This window comes from Pseudomonas sp. PDM20 (assembly GCF_014852575.3).
GTDB lineage: Bacteria > Pseudomonadota > Gammaproteobacteria > Pseudomonadales > Pseudomonadaceae > Pseudomonas.
Window position 1 is genome coordinate 1,125,074 of sequence record NZ_CM181224.1, and the last position, 17,410, is coordinate 1,142,483.

Below are 17,410 nucleotides of genomic sequence, written 5' to 3' on the forward strand. Positions count from 1 at the left end.
TCGATGTTCAGCAACAGCAAGAAAAAAGGGCCGCAGGTGACGGTGGACAAGTTCTCCAGCCTGCTGTCCGGCAACGTCGCTCTGGTAGGAGACATTCAGTTCGAGGACGGCCTGAAGGTCCTCGGCACGGTGAAGGGCAACGTAATCCACAAGCCCGGCGCGGCCAGCCTGCTGGCGCTCAGTGCGGAAGGCCGAATCGAGGGTAATGTCAGCAGTTATGATGCGCTGATCGACGGCACCATCGTCGGCGACCTGTACGTCGAGCACCTGCTGGAGTTGCATTCCAATGCGCGGGTAATGGGCAATATCCAGTATCGCCAACTGAGCATGGAGAATGGCGCCACCGTCGACGGCAAGCTGACCCGCGTGGCCGAGGGCGACGTGACCAGGTCTACGGAATACCCGGCGCTGGCCCACGAGGAAGAGGGCGAAGCCTGATTTGCCCCGGCGCGGTGGGTACTTAGCTTGCTATGATTGTCGCCCCCACCGCCCAGACCCTCCCGCCCCATGCTCGCACTCCTGCTCCAGACCTTCAGCATCACCGCCCCGGTCTTCGCCATGCTGTTCCTCGGAGTGCTGCTGCGCCGCGTGGGGGCGATCAACCCGGAATTCATCCAGACGGCGTCGGCGCTGGTGTTCAACGCCACCATGCCGGCGATGCTCTTCCTCGGCATCTACCACTCCGACCTGCACAGTGCGGCGCGCCCCGAAGTGCTGCTGTACTTCTGCGCGGCGACCCTGGCGGGTTTCCTGCTGGCCTGGGGCTGGGCCGTCTGGCGGGTGCCGCGCGAGGAGCGTGGCGTCTACGTGCAGGGTTCATTCCGCGGCAACAACGGCATCATCGGTCTGGCGCTGGCCACCAGCCTCTATGGCGACCACGGCCTGGCGCTGGGCTCGGTCCTCGCTGCGCTGGTGATCCTCTGCTACAACACGCTGTCCTCGGTGGTGCTGGCGATCTACAGCCCGAGCATGAAGTCCGACCCGCTGAGCATCGCCCGCAATGTCATCTGCAATCCGCTGATCATCAGCGTACTGGCGGCGCTGCCGTTCTCCTGGTTCGGTATCGGCCTGCCGAAGTGGCTGCTGACCTCCGCTGACTACTTCGCCCAGATGACCCTGCCGCTGGCGCTGGTGTGCATCGGCGGCACCCTGTCGCTGGCCTCGCTGCGCGAAAGCGGTGGGCTGGCGATCAGCGCGAGCCTGATGAAGATGGTCTGGCTGCCGCTGATCTGCACCTCCGTCGCCTGGGCCTTGGGCTTCCGCGGCGCCGAACTGGGCGTGCTGTTCCTCTATTTCGCCAGCCCCACGGCAGCGGCCAGCTACGTCATGGCCCGTGCGGCCAATGGCAATCACGAGCTGGCGGCGTCGATCATCGTCATCACCACCCTGGTGGCGGCGCTGACGACCAACATCGGCATCTTCGTCCTGCAGTGGGGCGGCTGGATGTGACTCGGGGGAAGTCGAGATTCTTCCAATGGGTGTTGCGAAAAAGGCTATTCAGTTTGTAGGAAATTTCTGAAAGATCGCCTTGGGTCGCAACGCCGCGCGAACGCCGTTCCGCGCGTCGACAAGACCGGTTACATTTGGCTCCCCCCGCTATGCACGATCAAGGAATGTTCATGCAGCTCACGCGTCGGATGGTTCGTGCCGTCTTTTTTCTGTCAGCCAGTCTCCTGGCTGCGACGGTCGCTGCCGAGCCGAGTGCGGACCTCTCCAGCCCTGCCGCCGGCTGGCGCTATTCGGGTCTGACCGATGATCCCAGCGTGCCCCGCGTGGCCTATCCCACGCCACCCATCGACCGGGGCGGTTCCCGTGGCCGCAGCCTGATCGAGGGCCACCTGCGCGAAGTGGCCGGCGTCGACCGTGCCCAGCGCCTGGTGGTCAACGGCAATCCGCTCCCTCTCTACACCGACGGCGAAGGCAGGTTTGTCCGTCCGTACAACTTCGGCGCCGGCAGCAACAGCGTCGAGGTGGCCAGCGCCGAGGGCAAATCCCTCAAGCGCATCCAGTTCTACGAGGCCAACAACCACCGGGTCGCGCCGCGCCTGCGCCTGGCGCTGGGCTGGAACGACCCCAAGGCCGAGCTCGACCTGCATATCGTCACGCCCGACGGCCAGCATGCCTTCTGGGCGCGGCCGCGCCTGAGCAATGGCGGCGGCCTCGACCCGGACGGCGTCGATGGCCCCGGTCCGGAAATGTTCACCATGGCCGCGCCGCTGCACGGCACCTACCTGGTCTACGTGAACTACTGGGGCAACTACAACGCCAGCCAGGGTTACAACTTCCAGGAAGGCAACCACGAGCAGGACGTGATCACCGCCGAGATCAACCTGGTGTTCAACGAAAATACCGTCAACGAGAAGCGCGAGACCTTCGTGGTGCCTATGCGCACCATCGGTGATCTGGTGCTGGTGAAGACCTTCAACTACTGAATTCGCCCCTCGCAGGGATGACACGGGACAAGCGATCCATGAGCGACAATACGCCCTCCAGCAGCCAAGACAGCACCTCCACGCCGACGCCGGCCCAGGCCCCGGGCCGTGGTCCGCTGATCGCCATCGGCGCGCTCGCTGCCGCGCTGGTCGCCGGTGGCCTGGCCCTGGCCTTCGGCTTGATCCCGGCTTTCCATTCGGCGCCGGTGGGGACCCTGGAAGCGCCGGAAAGCCCGGAAGTGGTCCGCGACCTCAAGCGCCCCGACGCGCTGATCGAGAGCGCCTCCCTCAGCCAGTTGCCCAAGGCCGTGCTGGAAGTGCCGCTGCTGCGCGACGTGCTCACCGAGGACTTCGTCTTCTACTACGAGAATAACGCCGACCGCCTGGGCCTGACCGGCACCCTGCGGCGCATCGTCTACGAGCACGACCTGACCCTGAAGGACAGCGTGATCGAGGAACTGCTCGACCAGCCGGCCCAGGTCGCCCTGTGGCGCGGTGCCGATGGCCGTCTGCGCGACTTCATGGTGGTGCTCAAGCGCGGCGGCCTGGCCAAGGTGCTGGAGCCGCTGGCCAGGATCGCGGCCGATGACAGCCAGCTGAAGAAGGTCGCGGAAATCCAGGTGAAGAGCAGCGCCACGCCGGTCTACAGCCTGCGCTATGGCGCCGAGAAGACCCTGCTGTTCGTCTCCCGTGGCGACCAGATGCTGGTTCTGTCGAACCCGAAGATGCTCTTCCCCAACCCGGATTACGACAACCTGGGCGAGCCCGATGCCGCCGTCGCCAAAGACCTGGGCAGCGCGCTGGAAGGCGAGCCTTTGTTCGCCAAGGACTTCTCCCTGGAACCGCGTGGCGAGCTGAAGCAGCGCATCACCCTGGGCGCCGGTGTTCTCGCCATGGGCTACCAGCGCTTCATCCCGACCTTCGCTGGCGTGCGCTTCGAACAGGGCAAGGACGGCTGGCACAGCTACCTGGCGCTCAACGAGGTTGCCCGCCAGCCGGACCTGGACTTCACCTCTGTCTGGCAGGCCATGCCCATGGGCGCCAGCGCCTGCGTCGCGCTGCCGGTCACGCCGGGCCTGTACGACAACATGCTGGTGAAGCTGGGCGCCGAGCAGAAGATGGCCGCCGCCTTCTCCGAGCACCTCTCCGGCGCTGCCGGCCTGTGCTGGTACCCGGACTCGCGCCTGCACTCGCCGCTGCTCGCGGTGAAGCTCGACGCGCCGGCCAGCCCCGAGCTGGACGAGCAACTGGGCAAGCTGTTCGGCAGCATGATCGGCGCCTACGAGGCCAACGTGGAGGCCGGCGCCTTCGAGGTTGAAAGTCGTGCCGAGGGCGAAGGTCACCTGTGGCAGCGTCAGGTCAGCTCGCGCTTCGGCCAGTACCCGGCCAGCGAGGCGGAGAATCCCGACCAGGTCAGCGGCAACGGCTTCTTCCGCGTCAGCCTGCTGCGCGATGGCAACACCCTGCTGTTCTCCATCGACGACAAGCTGCTCGACAAGGCCCGCAACACCCTGGCCAAGCGCTACCCGCCGCTGGCCGACGTGCTGCCCAAGGACGCCCTGGTGCCCGCGTACCTGGCGCCCAAGACGCTGTCCGCACTGCTCCAGCGCGAGACCCTGGACAGCCTGCCGCAGGACATCGAGCCGGTATTCCGCAACGCTGCCGATACGCTGCTCCTGCCGCGCCTGAAGACTCTCGCCGGCAACGGCTCCTACGCCCTGACCCTGCCGGCCGGCAGCGAGCCCAGCGGTGAGTGGGAGTGGTTGCCGCTGGAATGGAAGGCGCTGTGATCCGCAAACCCCTCATGCTGCTGGCCAGTCTGCTTGTCGCCACGCTGGCGCACGCAACGGAGCCGGCGCTGGATGCGCAGCAGACCCAGGTGTTCCGCGCCTGGTTCGTGCGCATCGCCGAGGAGCAGCTGCGTCGCGGGCCGAACCCGCGCTGGTACCAGCAGGACTGCGCTGGCCTCGTGCGCTTCGCCGCCAACGAGGCGCTGAAGGTGCATGACGCCAAGTGGCTGCGCGCCAACGGCATGTCCAACCGCTACCTGCCGCCGGAGCTGGAACTGTCCGACGCACAGCGCAATCTCGCGCAGACCTGGCAGCAGGGCGGCGGCAAGACCGGCCCCTACGTCAACGCGATCAAACTCATTCAATACAACAGCCAGCTCGTTGGCCGCGACCTCAACCAGGCGCGCCCCGGCGACCTGATGTTCTTCGACCAGGGCGATGACCAGCATCTGATGATCTGGATGGGCCGCGACATCGCTTATCACACCGGCACTCGTACGGCGACCGACAACGGCATGCGCTCGGTCAGCCTGCAACAACTCATGACATGGAAGGACACCCGATGGATACCCGACGAATCCAATCCCAACTTTATCGGCGTCTATCGCTTGTCCTTCCTGACCCGATGAAAGCGCTGCGCGGCATTGCCGCTGCCCTGGCCTGCGCCGGCCTGTTCGCCGCCGCGCCCGCGATCGTGCAGGCGGACGATGACGTCCCGGCGAGCAACTACGCGCCCATGGCTGGCGAGTCGTTCTTCCTGCTCGCCGACTCAAGCTTCGCTTCCGACGAGGTGGCCAAGGTGCGCCTGGAGGCGCCAGGCCGTGACTACCGCCGCTACCGCATGGAGCCATACGGTGGCGCGGATATCCGCGTCTACCGCATCGACAAGCCGCTGGACTTCCTCAAGCGCCAGAAGAACCTGCACCGCGTGCTGTCCGAAGGGCAGTTCAAGGGCGAGGGCCTGTCCAACACCCTGGCCTACCTGTGGGACAACTGGTACCGCAAGTCGCGTCGGGTGATGCAGCGGACCTTCTCCTACGAGTCGCGCCAGCAGGTCACCGAGGTGGTGCCCGAGCTGAAGATGGGCAATGCCATGCGCGCGCCGACTCCCTATGACGCGCAGCCGCAGTACGCGCCGATTCCCGGCCTGCCGATGGTCAGCCAGTTCCGCTATCCATTGTGGGACGCCAAACCGATCCAGCCGCCGAAGGAAGTCAGCCTCGCCGGCTCTTCCAGCGAGTTCATCAATGTCGCACCGGGCAACGTCTACGTGCCGCTGGGCAAGCTGAAGCCCGGCCTGTACCTGGTCGAGGCGCTGGTCGGCAAATACCGCGCGACCACCGTGGTATTCGTCTCCAACAGCGTCGCGGTGAGCAAAATTGCCGGCAACGAACTGCTGGTGTGGACCGCGCGCAAGCATGAAGGCACGCCGGTGAGCGGCGCCAAGGTGCTGTGGACCGACGGCCTGGGCGTGATGAGCAGCGGCAGCAGCGATGCCGACGGCCTGCTGCGCCTGCAGCACGTCAGCCCCGAGCGCTCCTTCGTGATCGGCGAGGACGAGGAGGGTGGCGTCTTCGTCTCCGAGAACTTCTACTACGACAGCGAAATCTACGACACCAAACTCTACGCCTTCACCGACCGCCCGCTGTACCGTCCGGGCGACTGGGTATCGCTGAAGATCGTCGGTCGCGAATTCAAGAACTCCCGCGAGTCGCAGTCGCCGCAGAGCGCGCCGCTGCGCCTGTCGGTGATCGACGCCGCCGGCACCACGCTGCAGACCCTCGACCTCAAGTACGACGCCAGGAGCGGCACCAATGGCCGCTTCCAGCTGCCGGCCAACGCCGTCGCCGGCGGCTACGAGCTGCGCTTCGACTACCGCGACCAGACCTACAGCAGCGCCTTCCGCGTCGCCGAGTACATCAAGCCGCACTTCGAGATTTCCCTCGACCTGGCCAAGCCGGACTTCAAGACCGGCGAGCCGGTGAAGGGCAACCTGATCCTGCTCTACCCGGACGGCAAGCCGGTGGCCAATGCGCGCCTGGAGCTGAGCCTGCGCGCCCAGCAGCTGTCGATGGTGGACAACGAGCTGCAGTACCTCGGCCAGTTCCCCGTGGAGCTGACCAGCGCACAGATCACCACCGACGAGCAGGGCCGCGCCGCGCTGGACCTGCCGGCGGCGGAGAAACCCAGCCGCTACATGCTCACCGTGTTCGCCAGCGATGGCGCCGCGTACCGCGTGAAGACCAGCAAGGAAATCCTCATCGAGCGTGGCGCCGCGCGCTACCGCGTGAGCGCGCCGCAGCGCTTCAGCGCCGCCGGTGACAAGGTCGAGTTCAGCTACGCCGCCGAACAGCAGACCCAGATCCAGCCCACAGCCTACCGCTGGCTACGCCTGGAAGACCGCAGCAGCGGCGACGGCGCAGTCGAAGGCGGCAAGTTCGCCATTACCTTCGACAAGCCCGGCACCTACAGCGTCGAGCTGCGCGACAAGGCCGGTCAACTGCTCGGCGGTACCGGCCACTCGGTCAGCGGCGATGGCGTGAAGGCCGTCCCGGGCACCGTGGAAATCGTCCTCGACAAGGCCGAGTACCAGGCGGGTGAAGAAGCGCTGGCACTGATCACCTTCCCCGAGCCGGTGGACGACGCCCTGCTGTCCCTGGAGCGCGACAAGGTCGAGGCCACCGCACTGCTGTCCAAGGGCGGCGACTGGCTGAAGCTGGAAAAGCTCAACCCGACCCAGTACCGCGCCCGCATTCCGGTGAAGGCCGAGTTCTCGCCGAACCTGACCTTCTCCGTGCTCTACACCCGCAGCGGTGACTACAGCTTCCAGAACGCCGGCATCAAGGTCGCCGTGCCGCAGGTGGAGATCGCCGTCAGCACCGACAAGGAACGCTACGAGCCGGGCGAGACAGTCACCGTCAACCTCGATACCGCCTACGCTGGCAAGCCTGTCTCCAGCCACCTCACCGTGAGTGTGGTGGACGAGATGATCTACGCACTGCAGCCGGAGATCGCTCCGGGCATCGACCAGTTCTTCTACCACCCGCGCCGCAACAACGTGCGCACCAGTGCCAGCCTTGCGTTCATCAGCTACGACGTGGCACTGCCCGGTTCGCCCAGCGCGCCCGGCCGCGCCAACCGCAGCGAGCGTGGCGTGAAGGTGCTGGAGCGCCCGCGCCGCGAAGAAGTCGACACCGCCGCCTGGGAGCCGGAACTGGTCACCGACGCCAACGGCAAGGCCCAGTTCAAGTTCCGCATGCCCGACTCCCTGACCCGCTGGCGTATCACCGCCCGTGCCATGGATGACCAGGGGCAGGTCGGCCAGAAGAAGCAGTTCATCCGCTCCGAGAAGCCGCTTTACCTGAAGTGGAGTGGCCCGAAACGCTTCCGCACGGGCGATGCGCCGGACCTGGGACTGTTCGTCTTCAACCAGGGCGAGCAGGACACCAAGGCCGAGTTGCTGATCCGCGCCAATGGCGCGGAGAAGACCCAGGCGCTGGACCTCAAGCGTGGCGTCAACTACATCGCCCTGCCGCAACAGCCGCTCAGCGATGGCGACTGGAGCGTCGAACTGCGTCAGGAAGGCCAGGTGCGCGACAGCCTCGGTGTGCACTTCAGCCTGGTCGCGGACAGCTGGCAGGTGCTGCAGTCCAGGCCGCTGCAGGTCAACGCGCAGAACACCCCGCTGCAGTTGCCGGCGGATGCCCGCGACGTCAGCCTGCGCCTGGATGACAGCGCCCAGGCCCTGCTGCGCGGCAATCTCGACTCGCTGCTCGACTACCCCTGGGGTGGCGTCGAGCAGACCGCCAGCCAATTGCTGCCGCTGAGTGTGGCCTACCCGATGCTGGCCAACGGCGAGCCGCGTGTGCGCGACCGCCTGCGGCTGATCATGCAGACCAGCCGCCTGCGCCTGGTGCAGATGGCCGGCCCGGACGCCTACTTCACCTGGTGGGGCGGCGAAGACTACGACGCCTTCCTCACCGCCTATGCCTACTACGCCGACTGGCACGCCAGCCGCGCCCTGGAAATCCAGCTGCCGCCGGACCACTGGCAGCGCGTCCTGGAGCTTTACTCCGCACGCGCCAGCGCCACGCCGCTGCTGCAGCGCGCGCTGATCCTGGCCTTTGCCCGCGACATGAAGTTGCCGGTGCAGACCCTGGTCAGCGGCCTGCTCACTGACCTGGAGAACGCCGGCAACGGCGAGGCGGCGAAGTCGGTGAACGACTTCGACAGCGACGACAGCCTGGTCATGGGCCAGCCGGACTCCGAGCTGGGCCTGGCAGTGGCCCGTGTACTGACGGCCAGCCTGGCCGAGCAGAACAAGGTTGCGCTGCCGTCCGGGTTCGCCAGGCAACTGGATGGTGCGCGCCTGAAGCTCAATACCAACGACCAGCCGTTCGCCCGTGCCGTGCAGCTCTACAGCGGTACTGTCGATGCCAGCCGTGCCCGCGCCCTGCTGCAGAGCCTGGCGCCGCAGCAATCCACCGTCGAACGCGCCCTGGCGCTGACCTGGATGCAGCGCGCCGTGGCCGATGCCCCGGCTGCCGAGCTGCCCAAACCGGTCGCGGACTGGAAGGAAAGTCACAGCACCACCGGCGATGCCTTCTGGCAATGGCAGGGCAAGGACGTGCCTGCGCAGCTGGACCTGAGCGCCGCGCCTTCGCGTCCGCTCAACGCTTCCGTGACCTTCCGCAGCGCCGAAGCGCCGGCCAGCCAGCTGCCCGTGTCCATCAAGCGCCGCCTGCTGCGCCTGGTGCCGGGCGAGGACGCCTTCGCCTTCAGCGCCGAGGAACTGGGCGACAAGCCGCTGTCCAGCGACGAGCTGTACCTGGATGAAGTGACCCTGACCACCGAGCAGGCCCAAGCGCTGCGCTACGGCATGCTGGAAGTACCGCTGCCGCCGGGCGCGGACGTCGAGCGCACCACCTGGGGCCTGCAGATCAGCGGCCTGGGCGGTGTCGAGGCGACCAGCCTGGAGCGCGCCCGCAACGAGCCGGGTGAACTGTTCTATGGCGTGCCGGTGGACACTCTGGGCGGCGAGCTGCGCTTCCGTCATCTGGTTCGCTTCTCGCAGAAGGGCGAGTTCGTCCTGCCGCCGGCGCGTTACCAGCGCCTCTATGCGCCGCAGGAGCAGGCGCTGGAGCAGCAGCCGGCCCTGGCGAAGATCAAGGTTCAGTAATCGATGCGCGCGCGTCTGGTCGGGCTGATCCTGCTGTTGCCGCTGAGTGCCCTCGCGGCGCCCGGCTCGCAAGAGCAGGCGCAGCTGGCCTGGCGCACCGCGCAGGGCGACGAACTGCTGCGGCTCGGGCCGCAGCAGGTGCTCGATCGCCAGCCATTGCCGGCCGACCTGCATGCTCCGCTGGGCAGCCTGTGGAAGCTGTTCGTCTACGCCTGGCTGAACGACACCGAGCAGCAGGAGCGGGCTTATCAGTGCCGCGGCGAAAGCAAGGAAGAGGTGTATTGCTGCACGGCGGGGCAGAGCATCGAGCGCGACGCCGCGCTGGTGAAATCCTGCGGCCTGTACTTCCAGCCGCAGCGCCTGGGCATCGATGCTGCGGTCTGGCAGCAATATTGGCAGGCCCGCCACGCGCCGGCCTGGATCGCCCAACTGGACAAGCTGGCGCCGCAGACCCAAGTACCGGTCGCCGAACTGCTCGATCAACTGCAGCACCTGCCGGCCCAGGAGCAGGCGCGCAAGGTGCTGCTCGATGTCAGCCTGGCCGCCGACGAAGGCCGCGCACCTGCCGCTTTGGGTGGGCGCCTGCGGGTGAAGACCTGGAGTTGGGATGAAGGCGGTCGGCGCGAGGGCGGCTTCGCCGGTTGGCTGGTCAACGGCACGCCGCTCTGGGCGCGCGGGCCGGGCACCAGCAAGACAGTGCTGGCCAGGTACGGCAACGCCATCGGTGCCGCGCTGCCGGCGCCGTGGCCCAGCGATCCGGGGCGTTGCGTCGAAGTCGGGCTGTTCAGCCGCTATCCGCTGAAGGAGGTCTACGACGCGCGCAATCAGCCCGCCGCCGAAGGCCTGCTGGCGGGCCGGCAGAATGTGTTGTTCGCCAATGGCGTTCGACTCGACGTGAACAGCAGCGGCGACCTTTTCCTCGAGCGCGATGCGCAGGGGCCGCGCCTGACTGCCCGCCTGTCCCGCGAGGAGTACGTCGCCCGCGTGCTCGACCGCGAGGCTTCCGCTACGCCGCCGGAAGCGGCCAAGGCGCTGGCGGTGACCATCCGCACTTATCTCTTGCAGAACGGCGCGCCGCGCGGCGACTGCCTGAGCATCGACGACAGCAGCCAGCGCCAGCGTGTGGCACCGCGCCCGGCCAGCGACGCGGCGCGTGGCATAGCGGCCTGGACGGCTGATCTGGTGCTGGCTGGCGGCACCGTCACCTACCACTCGGACGAGGCGGGGCAGTCGAAGCTGTCCTGGCGCAGCGCCCAGGAGCAGGCCGCCAAGGGCCTGCGCTATGACGCGATCCTCGCCCGCGCCTTCCCGCGCACCAGCCTGAGCCGCTGGAGCAACCCGACAGCCGCCTGCCAGTCGTTGCCCGAGGCCGAGCGCTGGCTGAAGGCGCAACGCCGCGACTGGCGCCCACGCCTGGAAACCGAGGCAGGCTATGAGGAACTGCAGTCCTTCGCCGTGTGCCGCCTGAGCAGTGGCCGGCCCTACGTCGACCGCGAACGCCAGCGCATCTATGTGCGCGGCCTTTACTCCCAGCAGGATCGCCTCGACCTGGCTCATGAATACCTGCACCTGGCCTTCCAGGCGCACCCCAATGGACAAGACGAGGGCTACGTGGAAAGCCTGGCCCGTCGCCTGATACTGGAATGATCAGCATGAAACTCGCCCACGTGCTCCGCCTGTCCCTGCTCGCCAGCCTGATCCCGCTGGGCGCGCAGGCCGCCGAATCGCCGATCAGCCTGGATACCCCGCTGGGGGGCTGGCGCTCGGGCGATGGCGACAAGGCCGACTTCCGGCAGACGGTGAACTACCCGGCGTCCTCGGTGAACTCGCGGGAAGACCAGTCCGATACCGCGCGCATCCGCGGTGAAATCCGTGGCTTGCCCAAGGACAGCAAGGACCCGGCGCGCCTGGTGGTCAACGGCGTGGCCATGCCGATGCGGGTGGAGAGCGACGGCAAGTTCGACCGGCCGTTCGCCTTCCCGGCGGGCTCCAACAGCGTCGAGGTCGTCAGCCCGGACGGCCAGCAGCGCAAGCGCGTGCAGTTCTACCATGGCGGCGGCGGTGGCGAGGTAGCGGCCAAGCTGCGGGTCATGCTGTCGTGGGACTCGGACAACACCGACCTCGACCTGCACCTGGTGACGCCCGATGGTGGGCACGTCTGGTACGGCAACCGCTCGCTGCCCAATGGCGCGGCCCAGGACGTCGACGTGACCACCGGCTACGGCCCGGAAATCATCGCCAGCCCGACCCCGCTCAAGGGCCAGTACCTGGTCTACGTGAACTACTACGGCGGTGGCTGGAGTTCGGATGAAAGCTCCGGCGACGTGAACGCGGCCAAGCCGCTGACCACGGCGCAGGTGACCATCGTCACGGAGGAGGGGACGGTGAACGAGAAGCAGGAGTCCTTCCTGATCCCGATGCGCCAGCCGGGTGAGCTGACGCTGGTGAAACGGTTCAGTTATCCGTAATGGCGGGAACCGTCGGCCCTGTCGACTGATCGCGGGCGTGGCCCGCTCCTACAAATGGGCGCTGCGCTGTGGTGCCAACCTGTAGGAGCGGGCCATGCCCGCGAACAGCGCCAATTGGCGCTGCTGAAAATCAGGCGTTTTGATCCGCCTGCCATGCATCGATCACTTCCTGCGCCGCGCGGAAGGCGTCGATGGCCGCGGGGACGCCGGCATAGACCGCGCAATGCAGCAGCGCTTCGCGAATCTCTTCCACCGTGCAGCCGTTGTTCAGCGCGCCGCGCACGTGGCCTTTCAGCTCCTGCGGGCACTTGAGTGCGGTCAGCGCGGCCAGGGTGATCAGGCTGCGGGTCTTGCGCGGCAGGCCTTCGCGGTTCCACACGCCGCCCCAGGCGTGTTCGTTGACGAAGTCCTGCAGCGGCTGGGTGAATTCGGTGGCGTTGCCCAGCGCGCGGTCGACGAAGACGTCGCCCATCACTTCACGGCGGACCTGCTCGCCGGCCTTGCGGTTGTCATTGCTCATTCTGACTCCTTCAGAGACCTTCCAGGCGCACCGGCGCGGTGCCGGAGCGCAGCATGTTGAGTTGTTCGGCGGCGGCCTTGGAAACGTCGATGATCCGCCCACGGCCGAACGGCCCGCGGTCGTTGATCCGGACCACGACGCTGCGGCCGTTGTCGAGGTTGGTCACCCGTACCCGCGTGCCGAAGGGCAGGGTGCGATGCGCGGCGGTCAGGGCGTTCTGGTTGAAGCGCTCGCCGCTGGCAGTGCGCTTGCCATGGTGCGCCTTGCCGTAATAGGACGCGGTGCCTTCGGCGCGGTAGCCGCGTCCGGAGACTTCCGAGTCGCTGTCGTATGACGTGGTGCTACAGCCGGCCAGCAGGGCCAGGCAACCGATGAGGGCCATGGGTCGCAGCATCGAACCTCCGGACGAAAAAACGCCGGGCAAGCCCGGCGTCGTTGAAGTGTGGGCTCAGGCTTCGAGCTTCTTCTTCAGCAGTTCGTTCACTTGTGCCGGGTTGGCCTTGCCCTTGGCGGCCTTCATGGCCTGGCCGACGAAGAAGCCGAACATCTTGCCGCGCTTGGCTTCGTCGCTGGCGCGGTACTGTTCGACCTGCTCGGCGTTGGCCGCCAGCACGTCGTCCAGCAGCTTCTCGACGGCGCCCGAGTCGGTGTTCTGCACCAGGTCCTTGGCCTTGATGATCTCGTCGGGCGAGCCTTCACCTTCGGCCATGGCGGCGAACACGGTCTTGGCTGCCTTGCCGTTGATGGTGCCGTCCTTCAGGCGCAGGATCATGCCGCCCAGGTACTCGGCGGAAACGGGCGACTGCTCGATTTCCAGGCTGTCCTTGTTGAGCAGGCTGGAAAGCTCGCCCATTACCCAGTTGGCCGCCAGCTTGGCGTCGGCGCAGATGCTCTGGACCTGTTCGAAGTAGTCGGCCATCTCGCGGCTGGCGGACAGCACGCTGGCGTCGTAGGCGGACAGGCCGTACTGGCTCTCGAAGCGCTCGCGCTTCTGGTCCGGCAGTTCCGGCAACTGGCCGCGCAGCTCTTCGAGGAAGGCGCGCTCGATCACCACCGGCAGCAGGTCCGGGCAGGGGAAGTAACGGTAGTCGTTGGCTTCTTCCTTGCTGCGCATGGAGCGCGTTTCGTCCTTGTTCGGGTCATACAGGCGGGTTTCCTGCACGACCTTGCCGCCGTCCTCGATCAGCTCGATCTGGCGCTGCACTTCGTGGTTGATCGCCTTCTCGATGAAACGGAAGGAGTTCACGTTCTTGATCTCGGCGCGGGTACCGAACTCGGCCTGGCCCTTCGGCCGTACCGAGACGTTGCAGTCGCAACGCAGCGAGCCTTCGGCCATGTTGCCGTCGCAGATGCCCAGGTAGCGCACCATGGCGTGGATCGCCTTGACGTAGGCCACGGCTTCCTTGGCGCTGCGGATGTCCGGCTCGGAGACGATCTCCAGCAGCGGAGTGCCGGCGCGGTTCAGGTCGATGCCGCTCATGCCGTGGAAGTCTTCGTGCAGGCTCTTGCCGGCGTCCTCTTCCAGGTGCGCGCGGGTGATGCCGACACGCTTGACGGTGCCGTCTTCCAGGGTGATGTCCAGGTGGCCCTTGCCAACGATGGGGTGATCCATCTGGCTGGTCTGGTAGCCCTTGGGCAGGTCCGGGTAGAAGTAGTTCTTGCGCGCGAACACGTTGCGCTCGGCGATCTCGGCGTTGATCGCCAGACCGAACTGACAGGCCATGCGCACGGCTTCCTGGTTCAGCACCGGCAGGGTGCCGGGCATGGCCAGGTCGACCAGGCTGGCCTGGGTGTTCGGGGCGGCGCCGAAGGTGGTGGCGCTACCGGAGAAGATCTTCGATTGGGTGGAGAGCTGTGCGTGGATTTCCAGCCCGATCACGGTTTCCCATTGCATGTGTGTCGTCCTCAGAATCCAGCCGGTGCTTGTTTGTGCCAGTCGCTGACCAGTTGGTACTGGTGCGCGACGTTGAGCAGGCGGCCTTCCTGGAAGTACGGCGCGAGCAGCTGGACACCCACCGGCAGGCCGTCGACGAAGCCGGCCGGCATGGACAGGCCCGGAATGCCGGCGAGGTTGGCGGTGATGGTGTAGATGTCTTCCAGGTACTGGGCGACCGGGTCGTTGTTCTTCTCGCCCAGTTTCCAGGCCGGGTTCGGCGTGGTCGGGCCGAGGATCACGTCGACTTCGGCGAAGGCGCTGGTGAAATCGTTCTTGATCAGACGACGAATTTTCTGAGCTTTCAGGTAATACGCGTCGTAGTAACCGGCGGAAAGCGCGTAGGTGCCGACCATGATGCGGTTCTTCACTTCAGCGCCGAAACCTTCGGCACGGGAGCGCTTGTACAGGTCCTGCAGGTCCTTCGGGTCTTCGCAACGGTAGCCGTAGCGAACGCCGTCGAAGCGCGAGAGGTTGGAGCTCGCTTCTGCGGGCGCGATCACATAATAGGCAGGGATCGCGTGCTGCATGTTCGGCAGGGAGATCTCCTTGACCACCGCGCCGAGCTGCTTGAGCTGCTCGACCACCTTCATCACCGCGTCGGCGATGCGACTGTCCAGGCCGGCGCCGAAGTATTCCTTCGGCAGGCCGATGCGCAGGCCGGTCAGCGGCTTGGCCAGGGCGGCCAGGTAGTCGTCCACCGGCTGGTCGACGCAGGTGGAGTCCTTCGGATCGAAGCCGGCCATGGCGCCGAGCATCAGCGCGCAGTCCTCTGCGGTGCGGGCCAGCGGGCCGCCCTGATCGAGGCTGGAGGCGTAGGCGATCATGCCCCAGCGCGATACGCGGCCGTAGGTGGGCTTGATGCCGGTGAGGTTGGTCAGCGCGGCCGGCTGGCGGATCGAGCCGCCGGTGTCGGTGCCGGTGGCGGCCGGGATCAGGCGCGCGGCCACGGCGGCGGCGGAGCCACCGGAGGAGCCGCCCGGTACGCGGGAGGTATCCCAGGGGTTCTTCACCGGGCCGTAGTGGCTGGATTCGTTGGCCGAGCCCATGGCGAACTCGTCCATGTTCAGCTTGCCCAGGCTCACGGTGCCGGCGTCGGCCAGGCGCTCGACGACGGTGGCATCGTAGGGCGAGACGAAGGCGTCGAGAATCTTCGAGCCGCAGCTGGTGCGCACGCCCTGGGTGCAGAACAGGTCCTTGTGGGCGATCGGCGCGCCCAGCAGGGCCCCGGTCTCGCCTTTGGCGCGCCGCTCGTCGGCCGCCTTGGCCTGGGCCAGGGCGATCTCTTCGGTGACGGTGATGAAGCTGTTCAGCTGCGGGTCGAGCTGCTGAATGCGCGCGAGCAGGGCAGTGGCCAGTTCCTGGGCGGAGAATTGTTTGTCGGCGAGTCCGCGGGCGACTTCGGCGAGGGTCAATTGATGCAGCATATGTCCGTGTCCTTAGCGCTTACTCGATGACTTTCGGGACGAGGTAAAGGCCGTCTTCCACGGCCGGCGCGATGGCCTGGTAGGCTTCGCGGCGGTTCTCCTCGGTGACGGCGTCGGCGCGCAGGCGCTGCGTGGCTTCCAGCGGGTGGGCCAGGGGCTCCACGCCGTCGGTGTCGACCGCCTGCATGGCGTCGATCAGGCCGAGGATGTTGTTGAGGGTATCGGTGGTGCGCGAAATGTCGGCTTCCTCCAGGCCCAGGCGGGCGAGGTGGGCGATCTTTTCCACGTCGGAGCGTTCAAGCGCCATCGGGGTCTCCAGCTAGAGCGGCCCGGTTCGAACTGGACCTGGCCGGAAGGAATTGAGGGGCAGGGAACAGAACCCGCGGCAGACGGTCGAAGGCCGCTGGGACGGGCCGGCAGGCCCGAAAAACGAGGAATCTAGCATAAATTGCCGCCTTGCCCAAAACCCCCGTCATTGTTAGAGTTTGCCGCACTTTTTTACCCGCGCACTTTTCACCCACGCGCCACCTATGGGTTTCTTTCCAATGTTCAAAAAACTGCGTGGCATGTTCTCCAGTGATCTGTCGATCGACCTGGGCACTGCCAATACCCTTATTTATGTGCGCGAGCGCGGCATCGTCCTGAACGAACCGTCCGTGGTCGCCATTCGTAGCCACGGCAGCCAGAAGAGCGTCGTAGCGGTCGGTACCGAAGCCAAGCGCATGCTGGGCCGTACCCCGGGCAACATTGCCGCCATTCGTCCGATGAAGGACGGCGTGATCGCCGACTTCAGCGTCTGCGAGAAGATGCTGCAGTACTTCATCAACAAGGTTCACGAGAACAGCTTCCTGCAGCCCAGCCCGCGTGTGCTGATCTGCGTGCCGTGCAAATCCACCCAGGTGGAACGCCGCGCCATCCGTGAATCGGCCCTGGGCGCTGGCGCCCGTGAGGTGTACCTGATCGAAGAGCCGATGGCTGCCGCCATCGGCGCTGGCCTGCCGGTGGAAGAGGCCCGTGGTTCCATGGTCGTCGACATCGGCGGCGGCACCACCGAGATCGCCCTGATCTCCCTCAACGGCGTGGTCTATGCCGAATCCGTCCGCGTCGGCGGCGACCGCTTCGACGAAGCCATCGTCACCTACGTGCGCCGCAACTACGGCAGCCTGATCGGTGAATCCACCGCCGAGCGCATCAAGCAGGAAATCGGCACCGCCTTCCCGGGCGGCGAAGTCCGCGAAGTCGACGTTCGTGGCCGTAACCTGGCCGAAGGCGTACCGCGCAGCTTCACCCTGAACTCCAACGAAGTGCTCGAAGCGCTGCAGGAATCCCTGGCGACCATCGTCCAGGCGGTCAAGAGCGCCCTGGAGCAGTCCCCGCCGGAACTGGCTTCGGACATCGCCGAGCGCGGCCTGGTGCTGACCGGTGGCGGCGCGCTGCTGCGCGACCTGGACAAGCTGCTGGCCCAGGAAACCGGCCTGCCGGTGATCGTCGCCGAAGACCCGCTGACCTGCGTCGCCCGTGGCGGCGGCAAGGCGCTGGAAATGATGGACCGTCATTCGATGGACCTGCTGTCCACCGAGTAAGTTGGACGTGGAGGTTGGTTGACGTTTCGCCCGCGCTGGTGAAACTTCAACCGACCTTGCACAGCTAGGAGCCGGTCA

14 protein-coding genes are annotated in these 17,410 nt (G+C 66.5%); 9 read left to right on the top strand and 5 right to left on the bottom strand.

The features are described 5' to 3' along the window. Positions 1-3: 3 nt before the first annotated feature. The 8 genes from IB261_RS05405 (at position 4) to IB261_RS05440 (ending at position 11,869) form a co-directional block, all read left to right on the top strand. Positions 4-438 carry a bactofilin family protein gene (locus tag IB261_RS05405; protein ID WP_081517433.1) on the top strand — a complete coding sequence of 145 codons (435 nt, stop codon included), beginning with the start codon at positions 4-6 and terminating at the stop codon, positions 436-438. A 69-nt stretch (positions 439-507) separates the two neighbouring features. Further along, complete coding sequence (locus IB261_RS05410) at positions 508-1,449, top strand: AEC family transporter (RefSeq protein ID WP_192381619.1); 942 nt, start codon at positions 508-510, stop codon at positions 1,447-1,449. 188 nt (positions 1,450-1,637) lie between these two features. Further along, the gene (locus IB261_RS05415; protein WP_081518162.1) at positions 1,638-2,432 is read left to right on the top strand and encodes a YfaP family protein; all 795 of its coding nucleotides are present in this window, start codon (positions 1,638-1,640) and stop codon (positions 2,430-2,432) included. 38 nt (positions 2,433-2,470) lie between these two features. Further along, the gene (locus IB261_RS05420; RefSeq protein ID WP_081517435.1) at positions 2,471-4,222 is read left to right on the top strand and encodes a DUF2138 domain-containing protein; all 1,752 of its coding nucleotides are present in this window, start codon (positions 2,471-2,473) and stop codon (positions 4,220-4,222) included. A 14-nt stretch (positions 4,223-4,236) separates the two neighbouring features. Next, positions 4,237-4,851 (top strand): DUF1175 domain-containing protein, encoded by a 615-nt coding sequence (locus IB261_RS05425; protein WP_225594755.1) that lies wholly within the window; start codon positions 4,237-4,239, stop codon positions 4,849-4,851. Then, positions 4,848-9,401 carry an alpha-2-macroglobulin family protein gene (locus IB261_RS05430; RefSeq protein WP_192381620.1) on the top strand — a complete coding sequence of 1,518 codons (4,554 nt, stop codon included), beginning with the start codon at positions 4,848-4,850 and terminating at the stop codon, positions 9,399-9,401. The genes IB261_RS05425 and IB261_RS05430 overlap by 4 nt, the downstream gene beginning before the upstream one ends. Positions 9,402-9,404: 3 nt before the next feature. Then, a complete protein-coding gene (locus IB261_RS05435; protein ID WP_192381621.1) occupies positions 9,405-11,048 on the top strand; it encodes a DUF2300 domain-containing protein in 1,644 nt (547 codons plus the stop codon). Positions 11,049-11,053: 5 nt separating this feature from the next. After that, entirely contained in the window at positions 11,054-11,869 is an 816-nt protein-coding gene (locus tag IB261_RS05440) for a YfaP family protein (RefSeq protein WP_081518163.1), read from the top strand. 130 nt (positions 11,870-11,999) lie between these two features. Here the strand turns inward: IB261_RS05440 and IB261_RS05445 are convergent, their stop codons facing one another. The 5 genes from IB261_RS05445 to gatC are packed head-to-tail and all read right to left on the bottom strand — an operon-like array spanning position 12,000 to position 16,056. Continuing rightward, a complete protein-coding gene (locus tag IB261_RS05445) occupies positions 12,000-12,389 on the bottom strand; it encodes a carboxymuconolactone decarboxylase family protein (protein ID WP_151189460.1) in 390 nt (129 codons plus the stop codon). A 10-nt stretch (positions 12,390-12,399) separates the two neighbouring features. After that, on the bottom strand, positions 12,400-12,783 hold the full coding sequence (locus IB261_RS05450; protein ID WP_081517440.1) for a septal ring lytic transglycosylase RlpA family protein: 384 nt from the start codon (positions 12,781-12,783) through the stop codon (positions 12,400-12,402). Between the two features lie 54 nt (positions 12,784-12,837). Continuing rightward, positions 12,838-14,283, bottom strand: coding sequence for an Asp-tRNA(Asn)/Glu-tRNA(Gln) amidotransferase subunit GatB (gene gatB, locus IB261_RS05455; protein WP_192381622.1), 1,446 nt, complete (start codon positions 14,281-14,283; stop codon positions 12,838-12,840). 11 nt (positions 14,284-14,294) lie between these two features. Beyond that, entirely contained in the window at positions 14,295-15,749 is a 1,455-nt protein-coding gene (gatA, locus tag IB261_RS05460) for an Asp-tRNA(Asn)/Glu-tRNA(Gln) amidotransferase subunit GatA (protein ID WP_192381623.1), read from the bottom strand. Between the two features lie 19 nt (positions 15,750-15,768). Then, a complete protein-coding gene (gene gatC / locus IB261_RS05465) occupies positions 15,769-16,056 on the bottom strand; it encodes an Asp-tRNA(Asn)/Glu-tRNA(Gln) amidotransferase subunit GatC (RefSeq protein WP_015475813.1) in 288 nt (95 codons plus the stop codon). A gap of 238 nt (positions 16,057-16,294) precedes the next feature. Here gatC and mreB point away from each other — a divergent pair, with 238 nt between their 5' ends. Next, entirely contained in the window at positions 16,295-17,332 is a 1,038-nt protein-coding gene (mreB, locus tag IB261_RS05470; RefSeq protein WP_017518164.1) for a rod shape-determining protein MreB, read from the top strand. Positions 17,333-17,410 lie beyond the last annotated feature (78 nt).